At 71.8% G+C, this 21,492-nt stretch carries 21 protein-coding genes; 20 read left to right on the top strand and 1 reads right to left on the bottom strand.

Annotation, left to right across the window (positions count from 1 at the left end; all coding sequences use genetic code 11):
* The first annotated feature begins 18 nt into the window (after nucleotides 1-18).
* The 15 genes from ACH4E7_RS08865 to ACH4E7_RS08795 all read left to right on the top strand — a co-directional run bounded on the left by ACH4E7_RS08865 (nucleotide 19) and on the right by ACH4E7_RS08795 (nucleotide 14,913).
* Nucleotides 19-1,449, top strand: coding sequence for a serine hydrolase domain-containing protein (locus ACH4E7_RS08865; RefSeq protein WP_396248303.1), 1,431 nt, complete (start codon nucleotides 19-21; stop codon nucleotides 1,447-1,449).
* Nucleotides 1,446-2,771 (top strand): MFS transporter, encoded by a 1,326-nt coding sequence (locus tag ACH4E7_RS08860; RefSeq protein WP_396248302.1) that lies wholly within the window; start codon nucleotides 1,446-1,448, stop codon nucleotides 2,769-2,771. The genes ACH4E7_RS08865 and ACH4E7_RS08860 overlap by 4 nt, the downstream gene beginning before the upstream one ends.
* 127 nt (nucleotides 2,772-2,898) lie before the next feature.
* Entirely contained in the window at nucleotides 2,899-3,921 is a 1,023-nt protein-coding gene (gene gntD, locus ACH4E7_RS08855) for a guanitoxin biosynthesis L-enduracididine beta-hydroxylase GntD (protein ID WP_396248301.1), read from the top strand.
* 53 nt (nucleotides 3,922-3,974) lie between these two features.
* Nucleotides 3,975-5,096 (top strand): enduracididine biosynthesis enzyme MppP, encoded by a 1,122-nt coding sequence (gene mppP / locus ACH4E7_RS08850; RefSeq protein WP_396248300.1) that lies wholly within the window; start codon nucleotides 3,975-3,977, stop codon nucleotides 5,094-5,096.
* Nucleotides 5,093-6,319 carry an aminotransferase class I/II-fold pyridoxal phosphate-dependent enzyme gene (locus ACH4E7_RS08845; protein WP_396248299.1) on the top strand — a complete coding sequence of 409 codons (1,227 nt, stop codon included), beginning with the start codon at nucleotides 5,093-5,095 and terminating at the stop codon, nucleotides 6,317-6,319. The genes mppP and ACH4E7_RS08845 overlap by 4 nt, the downstream gene beginning before the upstream one ends.
* Nucleotides 6,320-6,338: 19 nt before the next feature.
* Nucleotides 6,339-7,166, top strand: a complete 828-nt coding sequence (gene mppR / locus ACH4E7_RS08840) for an enduracididine biosynthesis enzyme MppR (protein ID WP_396248298.1) — start codon at nucleotides 6,339-6,341, stop codon at nucleotides 7,164-7,166.
* 82 nt (nucleotides 7,167-7,248) lie between these two features.
* Nucleotides 7,249-8,109, top strand: a complete 861-nt coding sequence (locus ACH4E7_RS08835; protein ID WP_396248515.1) for an ArsR/SmtB family transcription factor — start codon at nucleotides 7,249-7,251, stop codon at nucleotides 8,107-8,109.
* 12 nt (nucleotides 8,110-8,121) lie between these two features.
* Nucleotides 8,122-8,334, top strand: a complete 213-nt coding sequence (locus ACH4E7_RS08830) for an MbtH family protein (protein WP_396248297.1) — start codon at nucleotides 8,122-8,124, stop codon at nucleotides 8,332-8,334.
* 67 nt (nucleotides 8,335-8,401) lie between these two features.
* The gene (locus ACH4E7_RS08825; protein WP_396248514.1) at nucleotides 8,402-9,064 is read left to right on the top strand and encodes a response regulator; all 663 of its coding nucleotides are present in this window, start codon (nucleotides 8,402-8,404) and stop codon (nucleotides 9,062-9,064) included.
* A 93-nt stretch (nucleotides 9,065-9,157) separates the two neighbouring features.
* A complete protein-coding gene (locus tag ACH4E7_RS08820) occupies nucleotides 9,158-10,321 on the top strand; it encodes an acyltransferase family protein (RefSeq protein ID WP_396248296.1) in 1,164 nt (387 codons plus the stop codon).
* Between the two features lie 122 nt (nucleotides 10,322-10,443).
* Entirely contained in the window at nucleotides 10,444-11,655 is a 1,212-nt protein-coding gene (locus tag ACH4E7_RS08815) for a sensor histidine kinase (RefSeq protein WP_396248295.1), read from the top strand.
* A gap of 78 nt (nucleotides 11,656-11,733) precedes the next feature.
* Nucleotides 11,734-12,147, top strand: a complete 414-nt coding sequence (locus ACH4E7_RS08810; RefSeq protein ID WP_396248294.1) for a hypothetical protein — start codon at nucleotides 11,734-11,736, stop codon at nucleotides 12,145-12,147.
* A 32-nt stretch (nucleotides 12,148-12,179) separates the two neighbouring features.
* Nucleotides 12,180-13,082 (top strand): ABC transporter ATP-binding protein, encoded by a 903-nt coding sequence (locus ACH4E7_RS08805; protein ID WP_396248293.1) that lies wholly within the window; start codon nucleotides 12,180-12,182, stop codon nucleotides 13,080-13,082.
* Nucleotides 13,079-14,701 carry a hypothetical protein gene (locus ACH4E7_RS08800; protein ID WP_396248513.1) on the top strand — a complete coding sequence of 541 codons (1,623 nt, stop codon included), beginning with the start codon at nucleotides 13,079-13,081 and terminating at the stop codon, nucleotides 14,699-14,701. Before ACH4E7_RS08805 ends, ACH4E7_RS08800 begins: the two co-directional genes overlap by 4 nt.
* 11 nt (nucleotides 14,702-14,712) lie before the next feature.
* On the top strand, nucleotides 14,713-14,913 hold the full coding sequence (locus ACH4E7_RS08795) for a hypothetical protein (RefSeq protein ID WP_396248292.1): 201 nt from the start codon (nucleotides 14,713-14,715) through the stop codon (nucleotides 14,911-14,913).
* Between the two features lie 208 nt (nucleotides 14,914-15,121).
* On the opposite strand, the gene ACH4E7_RS08790 is transcribed toward ACH4E7_RS08795, so the two are convergent.
* The gene (locus ACH4E7_RS08790) at nucleotides 15,122-15,604 is read right to left on the bottom strand and encodes a hypothetical protein (protein WP_350507657.1); all 483 of its coding nucleotides are present in this window, start codon (nucleotides 15,602-15,604) and stop codon (nucleotides 15,122-15,124) included.
* A 483-nt stretch (nucleotides 15,605-16,087) separates the two neighbouring features.
* Here ACH4E7_RS08790 and hemL point away from each other — a divergent pair, with 483 nt between their 5' ends.
* From hemL to ACH4E7_RS08765, 5 genes are all read left to right on the top strand, one after another.
* Nucleotides 16,088-17,416, top strand: coding sequence for a glutamate-1-semialdehyde 2,1-aminomutase (gene hemL / locus ACH4E7_RS08785; RefSeq protein ID WP_396248291.1), 1,329 nt, complete (start codon nucleotides 16,088-16,090; stop codon nucleotides 17,414-17,416).
* A gap of 64 nt (nucleotides 17,417-17,480) precedes the next feature.
* The gene (locus ACH4E7_RS08780; RefSeq protein WP_396248512.1) at nucleotides 17,481-18,140 is read left to right on the top strand and encodes a histidine phosphatase family protein; all 660 of its coding nucleotides are present in this window, start codon (nucleotides 17,481-17,483) and stop codon (nucleotides 18,138-18,140) included.
* Nucleotides 18,141-18,329: 189 nt separating this feature from the next.
* Complete coding sequence (locus ACH4E7_RS08775) at nucleotides 18,330-18,944, top strand: TlpA family protein disulfide reductase (protein WP_396248290.1); 615 nt, start codon at nucleotides 18,330-18,332, stop codon at nucleotides 18,942-18,944.
* Entirely contained in the window at nucleotides 18,941-19,714 is a 774-nt protein-coding gene (locus tag ACH4E7_RS08770; RefSeq protein ID WP_396248289.1) for a cytochrome c biogenesis CcdA family protein, read from the top strand. The genes ACH4E7_RS08775 and ACH4E7_RS08770 overlap by 4 nt, the downstream gene beginning before the upstream one ends.
* Nucleotides 19,711-21,489, top strand: coding sequence for a cytochrome c biogenesis protein ResB (locus ACH4E7_RS08765; RefSeq protein ID WP_396248511.1), 1,779 nt, complete (start codon nucleotides 19,711-19,713; stop codon nucleotides 21,487-21,489). The genes ACH4E7_RS08770 and ACH4E7_RS08765 overlap by 4 nt, the downstream gene beginning before the upstream one ends.
* Nucleotides 21,490-21,492: the final 3 nt, after the last annotated feature.

Below are 21,492 nucleotides of genomic sequence, written 5' to 3'. Positions count from 1 at the left end.
GTGACAAGGAGCGAGCGGGTGACCGTGGAGGACCAGGTGGCTGTGAAGGACCAGGGTGCTGTGAGGGGCCGGGTGGCCGTGGACGACCAGCACCGGATCGACGAGCCGACCCTCTCCGCGCTGCTGGAACGCCTGGCCCGCGCGCACCGGGTCCCCGGTGCCCAGCTGGCCGTTCACCACGGCGGCCGGACCGTCTCGGCCGCCGTCGGGGAGCAGGTCCTCGGCGGCGGCCGGCCGGTCCGCCGGGACACCGCGTTCCCGCTCGCCTCGCTCACCAAGCCGTTCACCGCGGCGCTGGTGATGACCCTGGTCGCGGACGGGGAGGTCGAGTTGGACGACCTCCTGACCCACCACCTCCCGGAGGCCGGGCTGGACACCGCCGGGACCGTCCGGCAGGTTCTCAGCCACACCTCCGGGCTGCCGGCGGCGCTGCCCGAGGAGGTCGGGCGGACGGGCAGCGCCCGCCGCTGGGCGGCCAGGCACGCCAACCGGCAGGCCCCGGTGGCCGCGCCGGGAACGGCGTTCTCGTACTCCAACACGGGCTACGCCCTGGCCGGCCTGGTGGTCGAGGAGACGACCGGCATGGACTGGCCGGAGGCGCTGGACGCGATCCTGCTCTCCCCGCTCGACCTCACCCCGGCCTTCGTCGGGGACGTCCGTGACCCGCGAGGCCGCTCCTCGGTCGGCGGCCACGTGGTGCGCGGTTCGGGGCGGCGGACGCTCCCGGTCGCCGAGCAGGGCATGTCGGTGGTCGAGGCGCCGGTCGGCGCGCTCGCGCTGAGCGCCGAGGAGACCGCCCTGTTCGCCCGGCAGTTCCTGGCCCGGCCGGGCCCGCTGCTGGCTGCGGAGACGGTCGCCGAGATGTGCCGGGACCAGCTCGCCGGCGTCCCCTTCGGGCCGTACGGGATGGCCGACGGCTGGGGGCTCGGCTGGGCCCGCTACCGGGACGGCGGCCCGGACTGGTACGGCCACGACGGCACCGGCGACGGGATCTCCTGCCACCTCAGGTTCGAACCGGCCGAGGGCACCGTGGTGGCCCTCACCACCAACGCCAACACCGGCCAGAACCTCTGGGCCGAGCTGGTCGGCTGCCTCCGGGCGGCCGGACTCGCCGTCCCGGGCCCCGGCCCCTCGGCCGGGGAGCCGGACGACGACCCGGGCCCGGCGCCCGAGGACTGCCTGGGCGACTACGCCAACGGGGACCTGCGGTACACGGTCTCCCGGGGCGGGCCCGGGCTGCTGCTCGGTCTCGGCGGCCCGCCGCGGTACGAGCTGAGCTGCACCGCCGACCTGCGCTTCACCATGCGTGAGGCGGGCGGCGATCCGTCCGGCGGGCCTGCCTTCGCCGGGCGCTTCCTCCGTGATCCCGGCACCGGCCGGGTCGAGTACCTCCAGGTGTCCGGTCGGCTCGCGCGCCGCGGGGTGACCCGCGGCGCGGTGAGCCGATGAGAGTCGCACGCCCGACCGACGAGCCGACGGACGAGTCGACCGACCAGTCGATCGGCGAGCCGACCGGTGGTGAGCCGACCGGCCCGCCGGCGCCACTGCGGCCGCTGTCCCGCAACCGCGACTACAACGTCCTCTGGACCGGCCAGCTCCTCTCCGAACTCGCTTTCGAGATCGCGATGGTGGCCGTCCCGCTGCTGATCCTGGCGCACACCGGATCGGCGATCCAGATGGGCATCGCCTCCTCGGTGCTCGCCGCCGTCCGGATGCTGGCCGCCATCCCGGCCGGCGCGATCGCGGACCGCTGGAACCGGCGCGCCGTGATGCTCATCTGTCAGGGCCTGCGGGCCGTCGGCATGGGGAGCCTCGCCGCCGCGCTGGCCCTGGACCGCTACAGCTACTGGCACCTGCTGGCCGTCGTGGTGCTGGAGGGGGTGCTCGGCTCGGTCTTCGAGCCGGCCGAGCACGCGGCCCTGCCGCAGGTGGTCCCGGAGTCCCAGCTCTCCACCGCGGTGGCCCGCAACGCCGCCCGCCCGTACGTGGCCACCCTGCTCGGCCCGTCCGTCGCCGGGTTCCTGTTCAGCGTGCATCCGACCGACCCCTTCACGGTGACGGCCGCGATGCTGGCCCTCTCGGCCGGTGCGATGACCCTGCTCCGGTTGCCCGCGGCGGCCCGCCCGGACACCGGGGAGGCGGACCGGGGGATGGGCGGCGAGATGGCCGCCGGGTTCCGCTGGGTCCTGCGCAACCGGGTGCTGCGGACCACGCTGCTCTGGATGATGGGCACCAACCTGGTCTTCAACGCCCTGTTGGTGATCATCCTGGCGCTGTCCCACGAGGACCACGCCGCCCCCGGCGAGATCGGCCTGATGATGGCCTGTCTCGGCGCCGGCGGCCTGCTCGGGGCCGCCCTGGCACCCTGGCTCCACCGGCGGCTGCCGGCCCCGGTGATCGTGCTGGGCTTCGCCTGGCTGGCCGCCGTCGCGACCGGCCTGATGGCCGTCGTCTCGGGCGGGGTGCCGCTCGGAGTGCTGCTCGGCCTGGCCGCCCTGTTCGCGCCCGTGGCCAACACCACGGTGATGACCCATCAGCTCCTGGTCACCCCCGACGGCATGCGGGGTCGGGTGAGCTCCATCAGCGCGCTGTGCTCCAGTGGCGCCGGGGCGCTGGGGCCGCTGGTGGGCGGGGTGCTGGTGGCCAGGTCGGGGGGCGGTACGGACGCCGTGCTGGCCTGTGGCGCGGCGTTGGCGCTGATCGCTGTCGGGACGACCGCCAGCCCCGTGCTGCGCCGCTTCCCGACCTCCTCCGGCCAGGCCCAGGAGTAACCACCGTGACGGTGGAACGGCAATTTCACTCTCGATTCAAGTGACTGGAAACCCCGGGTGGACATCGGTGAGGCTCCAAGTGCACCGAGGCGTTTCCGTCGCAGACCTGTCAAGGAGGTACCCGCTCGTGACCCGTGTCCGACTCACCGGCGACGAGGTCTCGGCCGTCGAGGCGATCGCCGACGAACTCGCCCAGCGGTACGACACCGTGGAGTCGTCGGCGTTCCAGCGCGAGAGCCGCACCTACGCCCAGGAGCTGCCCCGTCGGCTTCGCGCGGAGCTCAACGAGTTCCGGCTGGCCGAGAAGTCCGGGACCATCGTGGTCTCCGGCCTCCGGGTCGAGGACGGGGCGCTCGGCGCGACCCCGGCCGAGCGCCGCAGCAAGCCCGCGCCGTCCCCCTCGCTCCGCCAGGACATCGCCTTCTTCCTGATCGGGAGCGTGCTCGGCGACCCGATCGGCTGGGCCACCCAGCAGGACGGCCTGATCATGCACGACGTCTACCCGGTCCAGTCACACGAGAACGACCAGATCGGCTGGGGCAGCGCCGAGACCCTCAGCTGGCACACCGAGGACGCCTTCCACCCGCTGCGCACCGACTACCTCGGTCTGATGTGCCTGCGGAATCCGGACGGCGTCGAGACCACCGTCGCGGACATCGCCGACGTCGAGCTGGACGAGGAGACCCGGGCCGCGCTCAGCGAGCCGCGCTTCCGCATCCTGCCCGACGACGCGCACCGCGGCGGCGCCGAGCCCGCCGGGGTGGCGGACCGCGAGGAGCGGCTGCGCCGGCGCGCCCTGGACCGGGTCGAGCGGGCGCTGGAGCAGCCCGACCCGCTGGCCGTCCTGTTCGGCGACCCCGACGACCCCTACCTGGTCATCGACCCCTACTACATGCAGGGAGTCCACGGCGACGAGGAGCAGCGGGCGCTCGACGCCGCCGGTGCCGCCATCGACCGCGCCCTCACCGGCGTCGTGCTGGAGCCCGGCGACATCGTCTTCCTCGACAACTACCGGGTGGTGCACGGACGCAAGCCGTTCCGCGCCCGCTACGACGGGACGGACCGCTGGCTGCGCCGCCTCAACATCGCCCGTGACCTGCGCAAATCCCGGGAGTACCGGCTCAGCGCCGACTCCCGGGTCATCTACTGACCGTCACCGACGATCCCCCCGACTTCTCTCACGCGAGGTTAACCGTGACCGAAATGCTGCAGAGCAAGGGCAATCTGACCCAATGGGAGTTCCTGGCCCTCAACAGCGAGCTGAACATCGCGGACGGACACGCCCGGCAGGCGCTGACCCCGGGCCAGACCAAGATCGTGGACGAGCTTCCGCTGCTCTTCGCCGAGGGCGAGCACCGTCCCGTCGAGCGGATCGAACGGGAGGCGCACGAGGCCTACTTCACCCTGCTCGGCCAGCACAGCTACCCGGCCGAGCACGGCCGGGTGATGAGCTGCTACTCCTCGTCCGTCGCGATGGAGATCCTCTCCCGGGCGCTGTCGGCCAAGGTGGAGACGGTCGCCCTGGTCCACCCCACCTTCGACAACATCGCCGACCTGCTGCGCGGCAACGGCCTCAAGCTGGTCCCGGTGGCCGAGGACCCGCTGCACAACGAGGACCTCTCGCCGGAGCTGCTGGCCTCGGTGGGCTGCGTCTTCGTGACCACGCCCAACAACCCCACCGGCCGGGTGCTCGGCGAGGACCGGCTGCGCCGGCTGGCCGAGCAGTGCGCCGAGCACGACGTGATCCTGGCCCTGGACACGTCCTTCCGCGGCTTCGACCCGCGCGCCCACTACGACCACTACGCAGTGCTGGACGCCAGCGGCTGCCGCTGGGCGGTGATCGAGGACACCGGCAAGCTCTGGCCCACGCTCGACCTGAAGGCCGGCCTGCTGGTCGCCTCCGAGCACCTCGGGCTGCCGGTGGAGAAGATCTACTCCGACATCCTGCTGGGCGTCTCGCCGCTGATCCTGGCGCTGATCCGCCGCTTCGCCGAGGACGCGGCGTCCGGCGGCCTGGCCGAGCTGCACGAGTTCATCGCGGGCAACCGGGCCGTGGTCCGCGCCGCTCTGGCCGACGTGCCGGGCGTGGACTTCCCGGACCCGGACAGCCGGACCAGCGTGGAGCGGGTCCGCTTCTCCGGCCGGACCGGCACCGAGGTGTGGGAGGCGCTGCAGGAGCACAACGTCTTCGCCCTGCCCTGCCGGCAGTTCCACTGGGCCGACCCGGCCGAGGGCGACCGGATGCTGCGCATCGCGCTGGCCCGCTCGCGCGAGCCGCTGACCGAGTCGGTCCGCCTGCTCAGGACCGTACTGGAGAGCCGGTGACCCTGGCGACGGCTGCCGCCCGTCACACCCGGCGCTGGCAGCGCGGCCTGGTGCAGGAGACGGCCGAGCCCGGGGTGATCGACCTCGGGCCCGGCTACCTCGAACCTGCGCTGCTCCCGGTGGAGTTGCTGCGGGAGGCCCAGGCGGCGGCCCTGGCCGAGTTCGGCGCCGCCGCGCTGGCGTACGGGACCAACGCCGGCGCGGCCCCCCTGCGGGAGGCGCTCGCCGAGCGGGCCGCCCGTGCGGACGGGCACCCGTGCGCGCCGGAGAACGTCCTGGTGACCTCGGGCACCTCGCAGGCGCTGTACCTGATCTCCACCGCGCTGGCCTCCCCGGGCGACGCGGTGCTGGTCGACGGCCTCTGCTACGACCTGGCGCAGAAGCTCTTCGCCGACTGCCGTCTGACCCTCCGGCGGGTGCCCGCGGATGCCGCGGGCACCTCGCCGGAGGGGCTGCGGGAGACCCTCCGGGGTCTGGAGCGGGAGGGTGTGCGCCCCGCCTTCCTGTACCTGAACCCGACGTTCCACAACCCGACCGGCCGGACGCTGCCGACCCCCCGACGGCGGGAGCTGCTCGCGGTGGCGGCGGACCACGGGCTGCTGGTCGTCGAGGACGACGCGTACGCCGGTCTGGCGCTCGACCCGGCGGCGGAGCCGCCGCCGTCGCTCACCGCGCTGGCGGGGCATCAAGGTGTGCTCCGACTGGGCACCTTCGCCAAGACGCTGGCCCCCGGACTGCGTCTCGGCTGGCTGCTCGGCGATCCCGCGCTGGTCGACCGGCTGGCCTCGCACGGTCTGTTCGTCAGCGGCGGGTCGCTCAACCACGTCGCTTCGCTGGCCGCCGCCGTCATGCTCGGCAACGGCGAGTACGACCGCCATGTGGCCTTCCTACGCGAGCAGTTGAGGTTGCGCAGGGACGTCCTGGCGGAGGGTCTGCGGGCGGTGGACCGGCCGGAACCGGTCCGCTTCCGGGTGCCGTCCGGCGGCTACTTCCTCTGGCTGGAGCCGGTGGCCGGACTGCCGGAGGCGGAGCTGCTCCGGGCCGCCGCGCTGGCCGGCGTGCGGATCGCCGCCGGTTCGCGGTTCGGCCCCGGCGGCGCGCACTCGTTCCGGCTGGCCTTCAGCTTCAACTCGCCCGAGCGGCTGACGATGGCCACCGAGCGGCTGGCCGCCGCATGGCGCACCCTGCCCCACCCGTCGATGCCTCACCCATCGACGTCCTAGCTACCGACAGGAGCCGAACGTGTCCGTGACCGATGAGGGGATGCCCGCCGTCGTGGGCGGCCTGCGCGGGTACAGCCTGCCGCTCTCCCCGTCCGGCCGGTCGTCCATGATCACCCCGCCCCCGTGGCACTTCACGGGCGAGGTGGTGATGGTGGACTACCGCGTGGACCCCGATGCCGCGGCGGCCTTCCTGCCGCCCGGACTGACCCCGGGCCGGGATGCCGGCGCCGCGGCGGCGGTCTTCGCCGAGTGGCAGTGGTGCTCGGAGTCGGAGGAGGAGCTGGCCGAGCCCGGCCACAACCGTTTCTCCGAGTTCCTGGTGCTGCTCGCCTGCGAGTTCGAGGGCGAGCCGATGGCCCGCTGCCCGTTCGCCTGGGTCGACCAGCCGGTGCCGATGATGCGCGGGTGGCTGCAGGGCATGCCCAAGCAGTTCGGGTCGGTCCACCAGACCCGTGCGGCCACCGTGGGCCGGGCCGCACCCCGGCTGGAGGCCGGCGGGAAGTTCACCGGAACGCTGTCCGTCCACGGCCGGAGGGCGGTCGAAGCGACCGTGACACTCACGGGAATCGCCCCCGAACCACCGGCGTTGCACATGGTACCGTTGGCACATACTTTGCATTTTCCGGACTGGACTATGACCAGCCCCAGCAGGCCGACTCTCGTGGCGTCCCAGGTGTCCGGTGTGGAGTTTTCAGAAGTGTGGTCGGGCACGGCCGAGATGGGATTCCTCGATGTACTGGGTGCGGACTTCGCGGGGCTCGCGCCGATCGAAGTCGGAGCCGGTCACGTGTTCTCGTACGCCGAGACGCTGCACGGGGGGCGAGTCCTGATGGACAGCAAGGACTGAACCAGCCGAAGACACAGTGATCACGGGGGCGTGCTTTGTGTTGAGAATTCATTTCACTGTAGAGGATCTAGCCCGCTTGCGCATGGTCGCGGGACTGGGGCCACTGACCGAGGGCGTCTTCGCCCTCCACCGGTTCAGCAACAGCGGCAGCGTGCTGTTCCACCCCTGGCGCATGCGGGTGCGCGCCGCGCTGGGGGCGCGCACCGCCGAACTGGAGTTACTCGCCCAACAGGCTCCGAACTTAACGGATTTGATCGAACTGTTGGGGCCGTCCGGGTACGGCGAGGGCCAGACCACGTCGACGGCGCTGCTGAGCAGGTTCACCCAGGTCGCGGTCCTGCCGTACTGGACCGACATCAGGCCGCAGTTGGAGCGGGTGCGGGACGCCCGTGGCCGGATCGCGATCGCCCAAGGGGCGGAGCGGCTGCTGAGTGCCATCCATCCGAGGCTGCACTGGAACGCGCCGGTCCTCGAAGTCCGCGGCGGGCCGGACCGCGATGTCCACCTCAACGGCCGGGGGCTGGTGTTGAGCCCCTCGTTCTTCCTCAACGACCCGTCCTGCGTGTTCATCGACGACGACCGCGAGGCCGGCGGGCCCGCCGTGGTCTTCCCGATCGGCTCGGCCGTCAAGCCCGGGCTCTGGGAGACGTGGGAGTCGGACGAGCAGGCGCTCGGGGCCCTGGTCGGCCACACCCGGGCCGCGGCGCTCCAGGCGCTCACCGACAGCTGCACCACCGGCGAACTCGCCGAACGGCTGGGCATATCGCTGGCCGGAGCCAGCAAGCACGCGGCGGTCCTGCGCAGGGCGGGCCTGATCACCACCGCGCGCAACCGGAACACCGCACTGCACACCCTCACCTCGCTCGGCATGGCCCTGCTGCAGAGCCGCGAGCTCGCGCCGGTGCCGTTCCACAGCCACCAACGAACCGAGATCCCGGCCTGAGGAGGCGCAACCATGAGCACCCCCAACCCGTTCGACGACCCCGACGGCTCCTTCCACGTCCTGGTGAACGACGAGGGCCAGCACTCGCTGTGGCCGGTCTTCGCGGACGTACCGGCCGGCTGGCGCACGGTCCTGGCCGACGCCGACCGTGAGGCCGCGATCGCCTACGTCAACACCAACTGGACGGACATGCGGCCGGCGAGCCTGGTGGCCCAGCAGGGCTGACCGGACCAGGGCCCCACCCGGCGGACCGGATCATCCGGTCCGCCGGTGTATGACAGAATTCCTGGCTGTGACCATTCGATTACTGCTCGCAGACGACCAGGAGATGGTCCGCCGCGGTATGCGGCGGATCCTTGAGAACCAGCCGGACATGGAGGTGGTCGGCGAAGCTGAGGACGGTGTCGCCGCCGTGCAAGCGGCGCGCCAACTCCGGCCTGACGTGGCGCTGGTGGACATCCGGATGCCGCGCATGGACGGTCTGGAGGTCGTCCGCCTGCTCGCCGGCCCCTCGGCGACGCCGCCGATCAAGGTCGTCGTCGTCACCACCTTCGATCTCGACGAATACGTGTACCCGGCGCTGCGCCACGGCGCCTCCGGATTCCTGCTCAAACGCTCGGGCCCGACGCTGCTGGTCGAGGCGGTCCGGGCCGCGATGGCGGGCGACAGCCTGATCAGTCCGTCCATCACGGTCCGGCTGCTCAAACACGTCACCGGCGGCCGGCCGGGCGGCCCGACCATGGTCGAGTCGCTCACCGATCGGGAGGTGGAGATCGCCGGGAAGGTGGCCGAGGGGAAGACCAACTCCGACATCGCCGGTGAACTGTTCATCTCGGCGGGCACGGTGAAGACCCATGTGGCCAGCATTCAGCGGAAGCTGGGCGTCAGGAATCGGGTCGGAATCGCCGTGCGCGCTTTCGAGATGGGATATGCGACCGGTCGATTGGCAGAGTGAGGAATTCCTCCGGCCGACGGGTGCCGAAGAAATCACGGATCAGGGGTGGCCGGTCCGGTGTGCGCACAGCACCGAAACGGCGAAAGGCATCCCATGCTCAATCGACAAAGCGGAATCCATCTGGATTCACTGACCGGTCTCCGGTTCCTCGCGATGATTCCGGTCTTCCTCTTCCACAGCTCACTGGAGGGAATCTTCAGCGACACCGAGGCGGACTGGGGCTTCCTGAACAGTCTCGGCACCTCCGGACACGTCGCGGTCTCGTACTTCTTCGTCCTCAGCGGCTTCGTGCTCACCTGGTCGTACCGCCCGGCCGACGGGGCCGGGAGATTCTGGCGTCGGCGGCTCTTCAGGGTCTACCCCAACCACCTGGTCGCCCTGGTGGTGGCGATCCTGCTGATCAGCCACTACACCGACCTGCCCGACTGGAAGGGGCTCGGAGCCCAGGCCCTGCTGCTCCAGGCCTGGATACCCGACCCGGCCTACTTCGACATCGGCAACTCCGTCACCTGGTCGCTCTCGGTGGACCTGGCCGTCTACGCGCTCTTCCCCCTGCTGTACCGGCTGGTCCAGCGCATCCGGCCGGGTCTGCTCTGGTTCTGGGCCGGCGCCTGTGTGCTGGTCACCGTCCTGGTGCCGGCGGTGGCCCAGAACTTCGTCCACGACGACCGGCCGATGCCGCTCTTCGGGGTGTCGATCGACCAGTACTGGCTGGTGTACTTCTTCCCGCTGGCCCGCATGGTGGAGTGCCTGCTCGGCATGCTGCTGGCGCGGATCGTCCTGACCGACCGCTGGATCACCTGGATGCGGCCGTACGTGGCCGCCCCGCTCGTGGTGGTCGGTTACTGGGTCGGACAGCAACTGCCTTACCTGTACCGGATGAGCGCCGCCACCGTGATCCCGATCGGTCTGCTCACCGCCTCCCTCGCCGTCGCCGACATGGCCGGTCGGCGCACCGTGCTGAACCATCGCATCGTCGTCCGCCTGGGCGAACTCTCCTTCGCCTTCTATCTGTTGCACAACCTGGTGCTCAAGTACGGTCACCTGGCCCTGGGCGCCGTGGAGAAGGACGGCGACCTGGTCGGCCCCAACTACGGCATGCCGGCCGGCATCGCACTCATCGTCGCCGCCTTCCTGCTGTCGCTGCTGCTGGCCTGGGTGATGAACGTCCTGGTGGAGCGGCCGGCCAAACGCCGCTGGTCCCGGCCCCGGCCCGTACCGGGTCCGACGCCGACCCCGGTGGGCGAGACGGTGTGACCGCCCGTCCGGCTATTGTGCCGTCCGCGCGCGTCCGAAAGATCTGTCGAACGGCAGATGTCTGATTGTCGGTCATCTGCATGGGGCCGCACCGGTCCTGCGCCGTGCGTAGGCTCGGCCCCGTGCAGACCGAACTGATGCCTGACTCGCATCGCCGCCGCACGGTGTGCGCGACGGCGACGTTCCTGGTCGCGGCTCCGGCGGCGATCGCCCCACCGAGTACGTGGATCGTGGCCCTCGTCGCCGTCCTGGCGATGGCGGTCGCGATCCTGCGCCGACCGCCGGTCCCGGTCTCCCCGGTCCTGGCGGCCGGCCTGGTCGCGATGCTGTCGCTCGCCGCCGACATCGGCTACCCCGGCCGGCAGGGGCTCGTGCTGCCGTGGCTCCCGTTCGAGTTCGCGTCCATGCTGGTGCTGGTCGGGCGGGTGATCCGGCGGGCGGACGTCCGCCGCGCGGCGCTGGTCGGCTCGGCGCTGACCCTGGCGCTGATGGCGCTCCCACTGCGCTTCACCCTCCGGCTGCCACAGGCGGTGCTCGCGCCTTCCGTGGTCGCCGTCGCGATGGCGATGTTCCCGGCGGCCTGCGCCGTGGGCGTCGGGCTCTACCTGCGGGCGAACGACGACCGCCGGGCCCGCGCGGTCCAGCGGGCCCGCCGGGAGCAGCGGCTCGAAGTGGCGAGGGACCTCCACGACTTCGTCGCCCACGAGGTGACCGGCATCCTGCTGGAGGTGCAGGCCGCCCAGGTCAGCACGTACGACGAGGAGCAGGTCAGGGAACTGTTGGGTCGGCTGGAGGCGGCCGGCCTGCGAGCGCTGGACTCGATGGACCACACCCTGCAGACCCTGCGGGACCCGGAGGCGCCGGTTGCCGCCGAACCGCCGCCGACCAGGGTCCACGGCCTCGCCGACCTGCCCGAGCTGGTCGACCGCTTCCTGGCCTCCGGCCCGGTCGGCGGCGTACTCGACCTGGAACCGGGCCTGGCCGGGACGGCGCCGCGGGAGATCGAGGACGCCGCCTACCGGGTCGTCCTGGAGGCGCTGACGAACATCCGCCGACACGCCCCGAGCGCCGGCCGGCTGGACGTGGAGGTGGTCCGCACCCCCGGACCCGCCCTGCGGGTCACCGTGACCGACAGCGGACGGCAGCGCGGCTCCGGCGGCCTGGCGGCCCGCCGTCCCGGTGGCGGCGGTACCGGCCTGGCCGCCCTGGCCGAGCGGATCACCACCCTCGGCGGCAACCTGGCCGCCGGCCCGCACGCCGGGGGCTGGCGCGTCCGCGGCGTGCTGCCGCTGCGCCCCGACCCGGTCGGGCCCGACCGACCCGGTAGGGCCTGACCGGTCGGCTCATCCGGGTCGGCAATATCTGCCGAACGGCAGATGGCAGCGGGCCGCGGATCGGCGAGGCTCTCAACCGTGCCCAATCCCAGCCTCCCGGAGGAACCGGTGGTCTCGCGCAAGAAAGCCGTACCCGCCCTGCTCGCCCTCGCCGTCGCCGCCCTCGTTCCACTGACCGGCTGCGCCAAGGCCGGGGACGCCAAGCCCGAGGACAAGACCTTCGAGTTCAGCGGCAAGTCCCTGAACGTCAAGTCGCACGGCATCCCCACCGACCTCGTCCCGGCCGACCGCAAGGACGTCAAGGTCACCCGCTGGTTCGACAAGGGCTCCAAGGTGGGTGACACCGAGGAGACCTGGCAGTTGGAGAACGGAACGCTCGAACTCCAGGCGCGGTGCACCGGCTTGGCCAACTGTGACGCCAAGTTCCGGGTGGAGGTCCCGCGCAGCGTCGCCGTGACGCGCGACGGCAAAGAGACGGATCTGAAGGGCTGAGACCGACCGGTCCGACGGGGAAGAAGACGACAATGCTCGAACTGATCGACATCACCAAGGTGTACAAGGGCGGCAAGCGCGCCGTCGACGGCATGACGATGCACCTGAACCCGGGAATGCTGGGCCTGCTGGGGCCCAACGGCGCCGGCAAGTCCTCGCTCATGCGGATCGTGTCCACGGTCACCAAGCCCACCAGCGGCCAGGTCCGCTACGAGGGGACCGACGTGGTCGCCAACCCGGACCGGCTGCGTCGCGAACTCGGCTATCTGCCGCAGGACTTCGGGGTGTACCCGAACCTGACCTCGCGGGAGTTCCTGTCCTACCTGGCGGCCGCCAAGGGCCTCTCCGCACGCTCCGCCCGGGCCCGGATCGACGAGCTGATCCAGCTGGTGAACCTCACCGAGGCGGTCAAGCGCCCGCTCGGCAAATACTCCGGCGGCATGCTCCGCCGGGTCGGCATCGCCCAGGCCCTGCTGGCCGACCCCAAGGTGATCGTGGTCGACGAGCCGACGGCCGGCCTCGACCCGGAGGAGCGGGTGCGCTTCCGCAACCTGCTCAGCGACCTCGCGGCCGACCGGGTGGTGATGCTCTCCACCCACATCGTCTCCGACGTCGAGTCGGTCGCCTCCGACATCGCCGTGGTCGCCCAGGGCCGCCTGCTGCGCCGCGGCGCCCCCGACGAGCTGCTCCGGGAGATCGACGGGCAGGTCTGGGAGGTCATGGTGGCCCCCGCCGAGGTGCCGACCGTGCAGGCCCGGCACGTGGTCAGCCGCATGGTGCGGACCGCGAACGGGGTGCGGCTGCGGCTGCTCGCCCCCGCCCCGCCGACCCAGGACGCGGTCCGGGTCTCGCCCGACCTCGAAGACGCCTACCTGGGCATCATCCACCGGCCCGCCGAGCGGACCCCGGCCGAGCAGCAGGCGGTGCGGTGGTGAACGTGCGCGCGCTTGCCGGGCTGGCGGTCGGCGATTTCCGCGACCGGGTGCGTCGACCGGCGTACGCGGTGACCCTGCTGGCCGCGATCGGGCTCGGCTACCTGGCCGTCCCGAACGTGAACAGCACCTGGGTGATCATGGACGTCGGCGGCAACCGGGGCATCTACAACAGCGCCTACGTCGGCGCGGTCACCGCCCTCGCCGGGGCGCTCTGGCTCACCTTCGGCGGCTTCTACGTGGTGCGCAGCGGTATCGCGCGGGACGAGACCAGCCGGGTCGGCCAGATCCTCGCCGCCACCCCGCTGCGGACGTCGAGCTACCTGTTCGCCAAGTTCCTGAGCAACCTGCTGGTGCTCGCCTCGATGACCGGTGTGCTGGCGGTCACCGCGCTGGTGATGCAGCTGGCCCGCGGCGAGAACCGCTCGGTCGACCCGGTCGCCCTGGTCGAGCCGTTCGTGCTGCTCTCGCTGCCGGTGATGGCACTGACCGCCGCGGCCGCGATCCTGTTCGAGACGGTGCCGCTGCTGCGGGCCGGCTTCGGGAACATGGTCTGGTTCGTGCTGGCCCTGGTGATCTCGATTGGCGGCCAGTCCGGCTCCGCGCCGTTCGGCGGCCTCGGCGTGCACCAGGTCGCGCAGTCGCTGAACGCGGCGATGGGGAACCAGCACCTGCGGTCCGCCGAGGGCGGGTTCAGCCTGGGCCTGACCAAGGTGAGCAAGCCGTTGGGCACCTTCGCCTGGGACGGCTTCGACCCGTCCGGCGGCTTCGTCCTCGGCCGGGTGGTGCTGGTCCTGCTGGCCTGCGCCGTCGCCCTGCTGCCGACGCTCTGGTTCGGCCGGTTCGACCCGGCCCGCGCGGCCGGCTCGCTGGTCCCGGCCAAGGCGGCGGCGGACGGGGAGTCCGCTCCCGCGGCGGCCGATCCCTTCGCCACCGCCGGGCCGGAGCCGGCCCCGGCCGCCACCTGGTCCACTGCCCCGGGTGAGCTCCCGCAGACCGCGCCGACCCGGGCCGGAGCCTTCGGGCGCCTGCTGGTCGGCGAGGTCCGGATCCTGCTGCAGGGCGTCTCGCCCTGGTGGTGGGCGGTGGCCGGCGCGCTCACCGTGGCCGGCTTCGCGCTGCCGATGGACACCGTGACCGGCATGCTGCTGCCCGGTGTCTGGCTGTGGCCGGTGCTGATCTGGTCGAGGCTGGGCAGCCAGCAGGTCGAGAACGGCCTGGAGGTGCTGCTGGGCGCCTACCCGGCGGCCCGGCGCAGGTTGCTGGCCGAGTGGGCGTCCGGGCTGGTGCTCACCGCGGTGATGGGCGTCGCCCCGCTGGTGCGGATGCTGGTGGCGGGTGACGGCCCGGGCGTGGCCTGCTGGTTCGGGGGCGTGCTGTTCATCCCCTCGCTCGCCATGTCGTTGGGCGTGCTGAGCCGTACCCACCGGGTCTTCCAGGCGATCTACCTGCCGATCTGGTACATCCTCGTCAACAACGTGGCGGCGCTGGACTTCATGGGCGCGGTCCGGGTGAACGGCAGGCCGGCCGGTCCCAGCCCGCTGCTGATCGTGGCACTGTCCGCGGCGATGCTCGCGGTGGTGTTCCTGGTGGGGTCGGCCCGACGGAACGTCAAGGGATAGCCGGGTAGTCGATGTCCGAGCCGGAGGAGGACGGCATGTGTGAGGCCCACGCCCGACGCATCGCTCGACTGGAGTCCGAGATCGAGGAACTCCGCTCGGCCAACGACGTGCTGAGACGGGTTGCCGAGTTCCTCGCCCGCCGACCGCACCGCTCCGGCCCGGTCGATCGGGCCGACCCCGGCCGCTCGCCCCGATGGGGCGGCTCCGGCTGACCGGACACCACATTCCACCGGCGGAGCCTGCCGACAGCGGGTTCCGGCCGGTCGGGCCGCCGCCCTCGCGAACCCCCGCGCGAGGGCGGCGGCCCATTTCCGTACCGCGGCCCGTCGCGGCTCTCCTCTCCCGCGCGGCGGCCGCTGTGCGTACGGAAGGCCTCCCACCGGAAGCTGATGGGAGGCCAAGGGCGGTTCGGTGCCGCCGTTACGGCCAGACCAGGCAGTACAGCTGGTGCCCGGCGTCGTGCAGCCGGTTGGCGAAGTCCTGCCACTCGTGCAGCATGCTGTAGATCACGAAGGCGTCGCGCGGCCCGCGCCGGTCCGGGACGGTGGACCAGATGAAGGCGGCCGCGCCGAGCTCGGTCTCGTCGGCCTTGCGGAGCGGTTCGACCACGTTGTGCGGGAGCTGGACGACGGCGTAGTCGGGGTGCAGCACGACGAGTTCCAGCGGCGGGACCTGGTGCAGCGGGACGCCCTGGATGCCGGTGAGGACCATGGCGCTCATGGTCTCCGGCTTGATCTTGGTGGAGAGGTGGCCGGTGGGGGAGCCGCTGGTCTCCATCAGGTCACCGAGCCGGCCCAGCGCGCCGAGTTCGCCGGCGTCCAGGCCGAGACCGCCCGGGCCGAGCGCGGTGGGGACTCTGGCGGCGGTGGCGCGGTCCGGTGCGCCGAAGTACTTGTACGTCACCCCCACGCGTCCCTCACCCCGCCTCTCGCCGCCGCGACGACCACGACCCGTACCCGCTCCCGTACCCCCGCGTGCGGCCTCGGCGGGCCTGCGGGAGCCCCCCGCGGCCTCGTCGTAGCCGTCCTGCGCCTCGGACACTCGGACCATCCTCACCGGAATTCGCCGGAATCGACAGACCCCCGCACGCCCGGCGTCCCTCCGGACGTGCTCCTTACCCGTCATGCGCCGCCGTACCCACTCGCGGGCCCTACCCACTCGCGGCCGACAGCAGTCCTCTCCACACCCCTGCACACAACCGGAGCGCTCGCGCACTCTGTGTGCACAGTCTGACTGCTCCGTGCTCCGGGGCAGCCAGCGGCCCCGTCCGTACGGACAACCCGTCACGGACAACCGTCACGGACAACCGTACAGACAACGGTGCCCGGATCATCGTTCCAGATGATCGGGCCGGACATGCAGAGCTCAAGGACACGATTTGAGACCATGTCTCCCGTGAGCTACCCCTACGAAGCCCCCCAGTCCCAGTCGCTGTTCGCTCGCGCCTCCGTGGTCACGCCCGGCGGCGTCAACTCCCCGGTGCGCGCCTTCCGCGCGGTCGGCGGCACGCCGCGCTTCATGGTGTCCGGCACCGGCCCCTACCTCACCGACGCCGACGGCCGTGAGTACGTCGACCTGGTGTGCTCGTGGGGTCCGATGATCCTCGGCCACGCGCACCCCGCCGTGATCGACGCCGTCCAGCAGGCGGTCGCCCGCGGCACCTCCTTCGGCACGCCCGGCCAGGGCGAGGTCGAGCTGGCCGAGGAGATCGTCTCCCGGATCGCCCCGGTCGAGCAGGTCCGCCTGGTCTCCTCCGGCACCGAGGCCACCATGTCCGCGATCCGGCTCGCCCGCGGCTTCACCGGCCGGGCGAAGGTGGTCAAGTTCGCCGGTTGCTACCACGGTCACGTGGACGCTCTGCTGGCCGCCGCCGGTTCCGGTGTGGCCACCTTCGGGCTGCCGGACACCCCGGGCGTCACCGGCGCCCAGGCCGGCGACACCATCGTGCTGCCGTACAACGACCTGGCCGCCGTCGAGCAGGCCTTCGCCGCCCACCCGGGCGAGATCGCCTGCGTGATCACCGAGGCCTCGCCCGGCAACATGGGCGTCGTCCCGCCGCTGCCCGGCTTCAACGCGGGCCTGGCCCGGCTCTGCCGGGACAACGGCGCGCTGTTCGTCTCCGACGAGGTGATGACCGGCTTCCGCGTCTCCAAGGCCGGCTGGTACGGCCTGGAGGCGGCGAACGAGGGCTGGGCGCCGGACCTGCTGACCTTCGGCAAGGTCATGGGCGGCGGCTTCCCGGCCGCGGCCTTCGGCGGCCGTGCCGACGTGATGGCGCACCTGGCCCCGGCCGGCCCGGTCTACCAGGCGGGCACCCTGTCCGGGAACCCGGTCGCCACCGCGGCGGGTCTGGCCCAGCTGCGCGGCTGCACCGACGAGGTGTACGCGACGGTGGACGAGGTCGCCGCCGAGGTCTCCGGCCTGGTGTCCGAGGCGCTCACCAAGGAGGGCGTGGCGCACCGGCTGCAGACCGCCGGGAACATGTTCTCGGTGTTCTTCACCGAGGCTCCGGTCACGAACTACGACGAGGCCCGGACCCAGGAGGCGTACCGTTTCACCGCCTTCTTCCACGCGATGCTGGCCGAGGGCGTCTACCTGCCGCCGTCCGCCTTCGAGTCCTGGTTCGTCTCGGCGGCCCACGACGCGCGGGCGATCGAGCGGATCGCCGCCGCCCTGCCGGCCGCCGCGCGCGCCGCTGCCGCCGCCACGGCCTGAGTCCACCCCGAGCCCCAGGAGCAGTTGAGAAGTGAGCGCCAAAGAGATCACCGTCGTCCACCTGATGCGCCACGGTGAGGTGCACAACCCGGAGGGCGTCCTGTACGGGCGGCTGCCCGACTACCACCTGTCCGAGCTGGGCCGGGAGATGGCCGACCGGGTCGCCGAGGACCTGGCCGGCCGGGACATCACCCACGTGGTGGCCTCCCCGCTGGAGCGCGCCCAGGAGACCGCCGCGCCGATCGCCAAGGCGCACGGCCTGGACCTCGCGGTGGACGGCCGGCTGATCGAGGCGGAGAACATCTTCGAGGGCAAGACCTTCGGCGTCGGCGACGGCTCGCTGCGCAACCCCGGCTACTGGAAGTACCTCACCAACCCGTTCAAGCCCTCCTGGGGCGAGCCGTACCTCGACCAGGTGGTGCGGATGATGGGCGCGCTCGGCGCCGCCCGGGACGCCGCCCGCGGGCACGAGGCGGTCTGCGTCAGCCACCAGCTGCCGATCTGGATCGTCCGCTCCTTCGTGGAGCGCCGCCGGCTCTGGCACGACCCGCGCCGTCGGCAGTGCTCGCTGGCCTCGCTGACCAGCTTCACCTTCGAGGGCGACCGGATCGTCTCGGTCGGCTACCGCGAGCCGGCCCGCGACCTGCTGCCGGCGCACCTGGTCGGCAAGGGCGGCAAGGGCAAGCCGGTGGGCAAGCCGGTGGGCAAGAGCTTCGGAGCCTGAGCTTCGGGGCCTGAGTCCGCGCGACCGCGCGTACGGGCCCGCGCGACCGCGCGTAAGCCCTGGGTAAGTATGGCTTCGGGCCACCCGGCGACCGTCGGGTGGCCCGCTTCCGTCGCAGGTCAGAGGGGGTGCGACGCGCAAGGCAGGACCCCGGCGAACCGGCCTGGAACTCCATGCGAAACTTTTCACATGTCTGCCATGACGCGCCCCCGTCCCCGTGTCGCCGCAGCCGCTGCCACCGTCGCCGCCGCTGCGCTCGTCCTCACCGGCTGTTCCTCCTCGGGCTCGTCGAGCAGCGGTGACGGCCAGGTGGGCTTCGTCACCGTCAAGGGGACCAACCTGTCGAAGGCGGACGCCGGCAAGCGCGGGGACGCGCCGGACATCTCCGGGGAGACCCTGGAGGGCAACCCGGTCAAGCTCTCCGACTACCGCGGCAAGGTCGTGGTGCTGAACGTCTGGGGCTCCTGGTGCGGGCCGTGCCGGGAGGAGGCGAAGAACCTCCAGGCCGTCGCGGACGAGTACAAGGACAAGGACGTCCAGTTCCTCGGCGTCAACACCCGGGACTCCGACAAGACCAACGCCATCCGCTTCGAGCAGGAGAAGGGCGTCACCTTCCCGAGCCTCTTCGACCCGGCCGGCACCCAGCTGCTCAAGTTCCCCAAGGGCAGCCTCAACCCGCAGTCCATCCCGACCACCCTGATCGTCGACCGGGACGGCAAGCTGGCCGCCCGCGCCGTCGGCGGCACCACCCAGGAAGCGCTGGAGTCGATCCTCCAGCCGGTGGTCGCGGAGCAGAAGCAGTGAGCCTGCCCCTCCAACTCGCCGACACCACCTCGACCGTGCAGAGCGGGGCGCTGCTGGTCGCGGCCCCGATCGCGCTCGCGGCCGGGCTGGTGTCGTTCTTCTCGCCGTGCGTGCTGCCGCTGGTGCCGGGCTACCTGTCGTACGTGACCGGCTTCTCCGCCGCCGACCTCGCGGACGCCCGCGGCTCGAAGCGCGGCCGGATGCTGCTCGGCGTGGTGCTGTTCATCCTCGGCTTCACCGCCGTCTTCGTCTCCACCGGCGCGCTGTTCGGCTTCTTCGGCCAGGAGCTCCAGGACTACAAGCGGCCGATCAGCATCGTGCTGGGCTCGCTCACCGTCGTGATGGGCCTGGCTTTCATGGGCCTGATCCCCGGCCTGAACATGCTGGAGGTGCGCTCGCACCGCCGCCCGGCCGTCGGCCTGCTGGGCGCCCCGATGCTGGGCGTGGTCTTCGGCGTCGGCTGGACCCCGTGCATGGGCCCGACCCTGACCGCCGTGCAGAACCTGGCCCTCAACCAGGCCGACGCCCAGCGTGGCGCGCTGCTGACCACCTTCTACTGCCTGGGCCTCGGCGTACCGTTCATCCTGGCCGCGGTCGCCTTCCGCCGGGCGCTGGGTGCCTTCGGCTGGGTCAAGCGGCACTACCCGCTCGTCATGCGGATCGGCGGCGGCATGCTCGTCGCGGTCGGTCTGCTGCTCGTCACCGGGATCTGGGACTCGATGATGAGCGAACTGCAGTCCTGGACCGCCGACTTCCGGATCGGAATCTGACCGTGAGCAAGACCACGACCGAGACCGAGCTGCCCCCGGCGCCGGACGACGCCGCCGCCGAGCGGCTCAGCACCGCGCCGGTCGAGTCCGAGGGCCCGACCGGCATAGGGGCGTTCGGCTGGGCGCGCTGGATGTGGCGCCAGCTGACCTCGATGCGGGTCGCCCTGATCCTGCTGTTCCTGCTGTCGCTGGCCGCCATCCCGGGCTCGCTGATCCCGCAGAACGGCCAGAACCAGTTCAAGGTGCAGACCTGGAAGGCGCAGCACACCACGGTCGCGCCGATCTACGAGAAGCTCCAGCTGTTCGACGTCTACAGCTCGGTCTGGTTCTCCGCGATCTACATCCTGCTGTTCGTCTCGCTGGCCGGCTGCATCGTCCCGCGCACCTGGCAGTTCGTCGGCGTGCTGCGGGCCCAGCCGCCGGCCGCGCCGAGCAACCTGACCCGGATGCCGGTGCACGCCGTCTGGCGCACCGAGGCGGACGCCGAGACGGTGAACGCCGCCGCCCACCGGCTGCTGCGCAAGCGCGGCTTCCGGGCGAACCTGTCCGGCGGCGCGGTCGCGGCCGAGAAGGGCTACCTGCGCGAGGTCGGCAACCTGCTGTTCCACCTGTCGCTGTTCGCGCTGCTCGGCGGCTTCGCCTGGGCGAGCCTGGCCGCCGGCACCGGCGGCAAGCTGATCGTGGAGGGCGAGGGTTACTCCAACACCATCACCCAGCTCGACGACTTCACCGGTTCGCGGTTCTACGGCAGCGATGACCTCGACCCCTTCTACGTGAAGCTCGACGACTTCACCGCGCGGTTCCAGTCCAGCGGCTCCCAGATCGGCGCCGCCCGGGAGTTCACCGCGAACGTCGAGTACACCGAAGGTGCCGACACCTCGAAGGTGAAGAAGGGCAAGATCGAGGTCAACCACCCGCTGGAGATCGGCGGTAGCAAGGTCTTCCTCGGCGGCCACGGTTTCGCGCCGATCATCACCGTCCGCAACGGCAAGGGCGAGGTCGTCTACAGCGGCGCCACGCCGTTCCTGCCGCAGGACGCCAACGAGACCTCCACCGGTGTCGTGAAGGTCTCCGACTACGGTGTGGGGCCCGACGGCAACAGGACCCAGCTGGGTCTCTCCGGTTTCTTCCTGCCGACCGCCCCGGCGAACTTCGAGGGCACCGGCCCGATCTCGCTGTTCCCCGACGACGCCGCGCCGATGCTGGTGCTCAACGCCTACGCGGGCGACCTCGGCACCGACTCCGGCCTGCCGCAGAACATCTACCAGCTCAACATGCGGAAGATGACCCAGCTGACCCAGGACGGCCAGCCCGCCAGGGTCAAGCTCAAGCCGGGCCAGGGCTGGACCCTGCCGGACGGCTACGGAACCGTCACCTTCGAGGGCTACAAGCGGTGGGCGAGCCTCAACATCTCGCACCGCCCCGGCAACGCGATCGCGCTGACCGGTGCCGTCATGGCGATCCTCGGATTGATCGGCTCGCTGTTCATCCAGCGCCGCCGGATCTGGGTGCGGGCGGTGGCCCTGCCGGGCGGCGGCACCCAGGTGGAGCTGGCCGGTCTGGCCCGCAGCGAGTCGGCGAAGATCGCCGAGGAGCTGGCCGAACTCGCGGTGGACCTCCAGGACGACGCCCCGGCCTCCGAGGAATCCGAGGCCGAGGAAGCCTCCGAGGAGTCCGAGGCCGAGGAAACGGACAAGGCCGACGCAGCACCCCACGACCCCGAGGCCGAGGCCTCAGACCCCGCAGTCCCTGCCGACCAGAACTCCAAGGAGTAGACG

It is taken from the genome of Kitasatospora sp. NPDC018058 (assembly GCF_044327205.1).
In the GTDB taxonomy this organism is placed as follows: Bacteria; Actinomycetota; Actinomycetes; order Streptomycetales; family Streptomycetaceae; genus Kitasatospora.
This window is presented reverse-complemented; position numbering and strand designations above follow the sequence as displayed.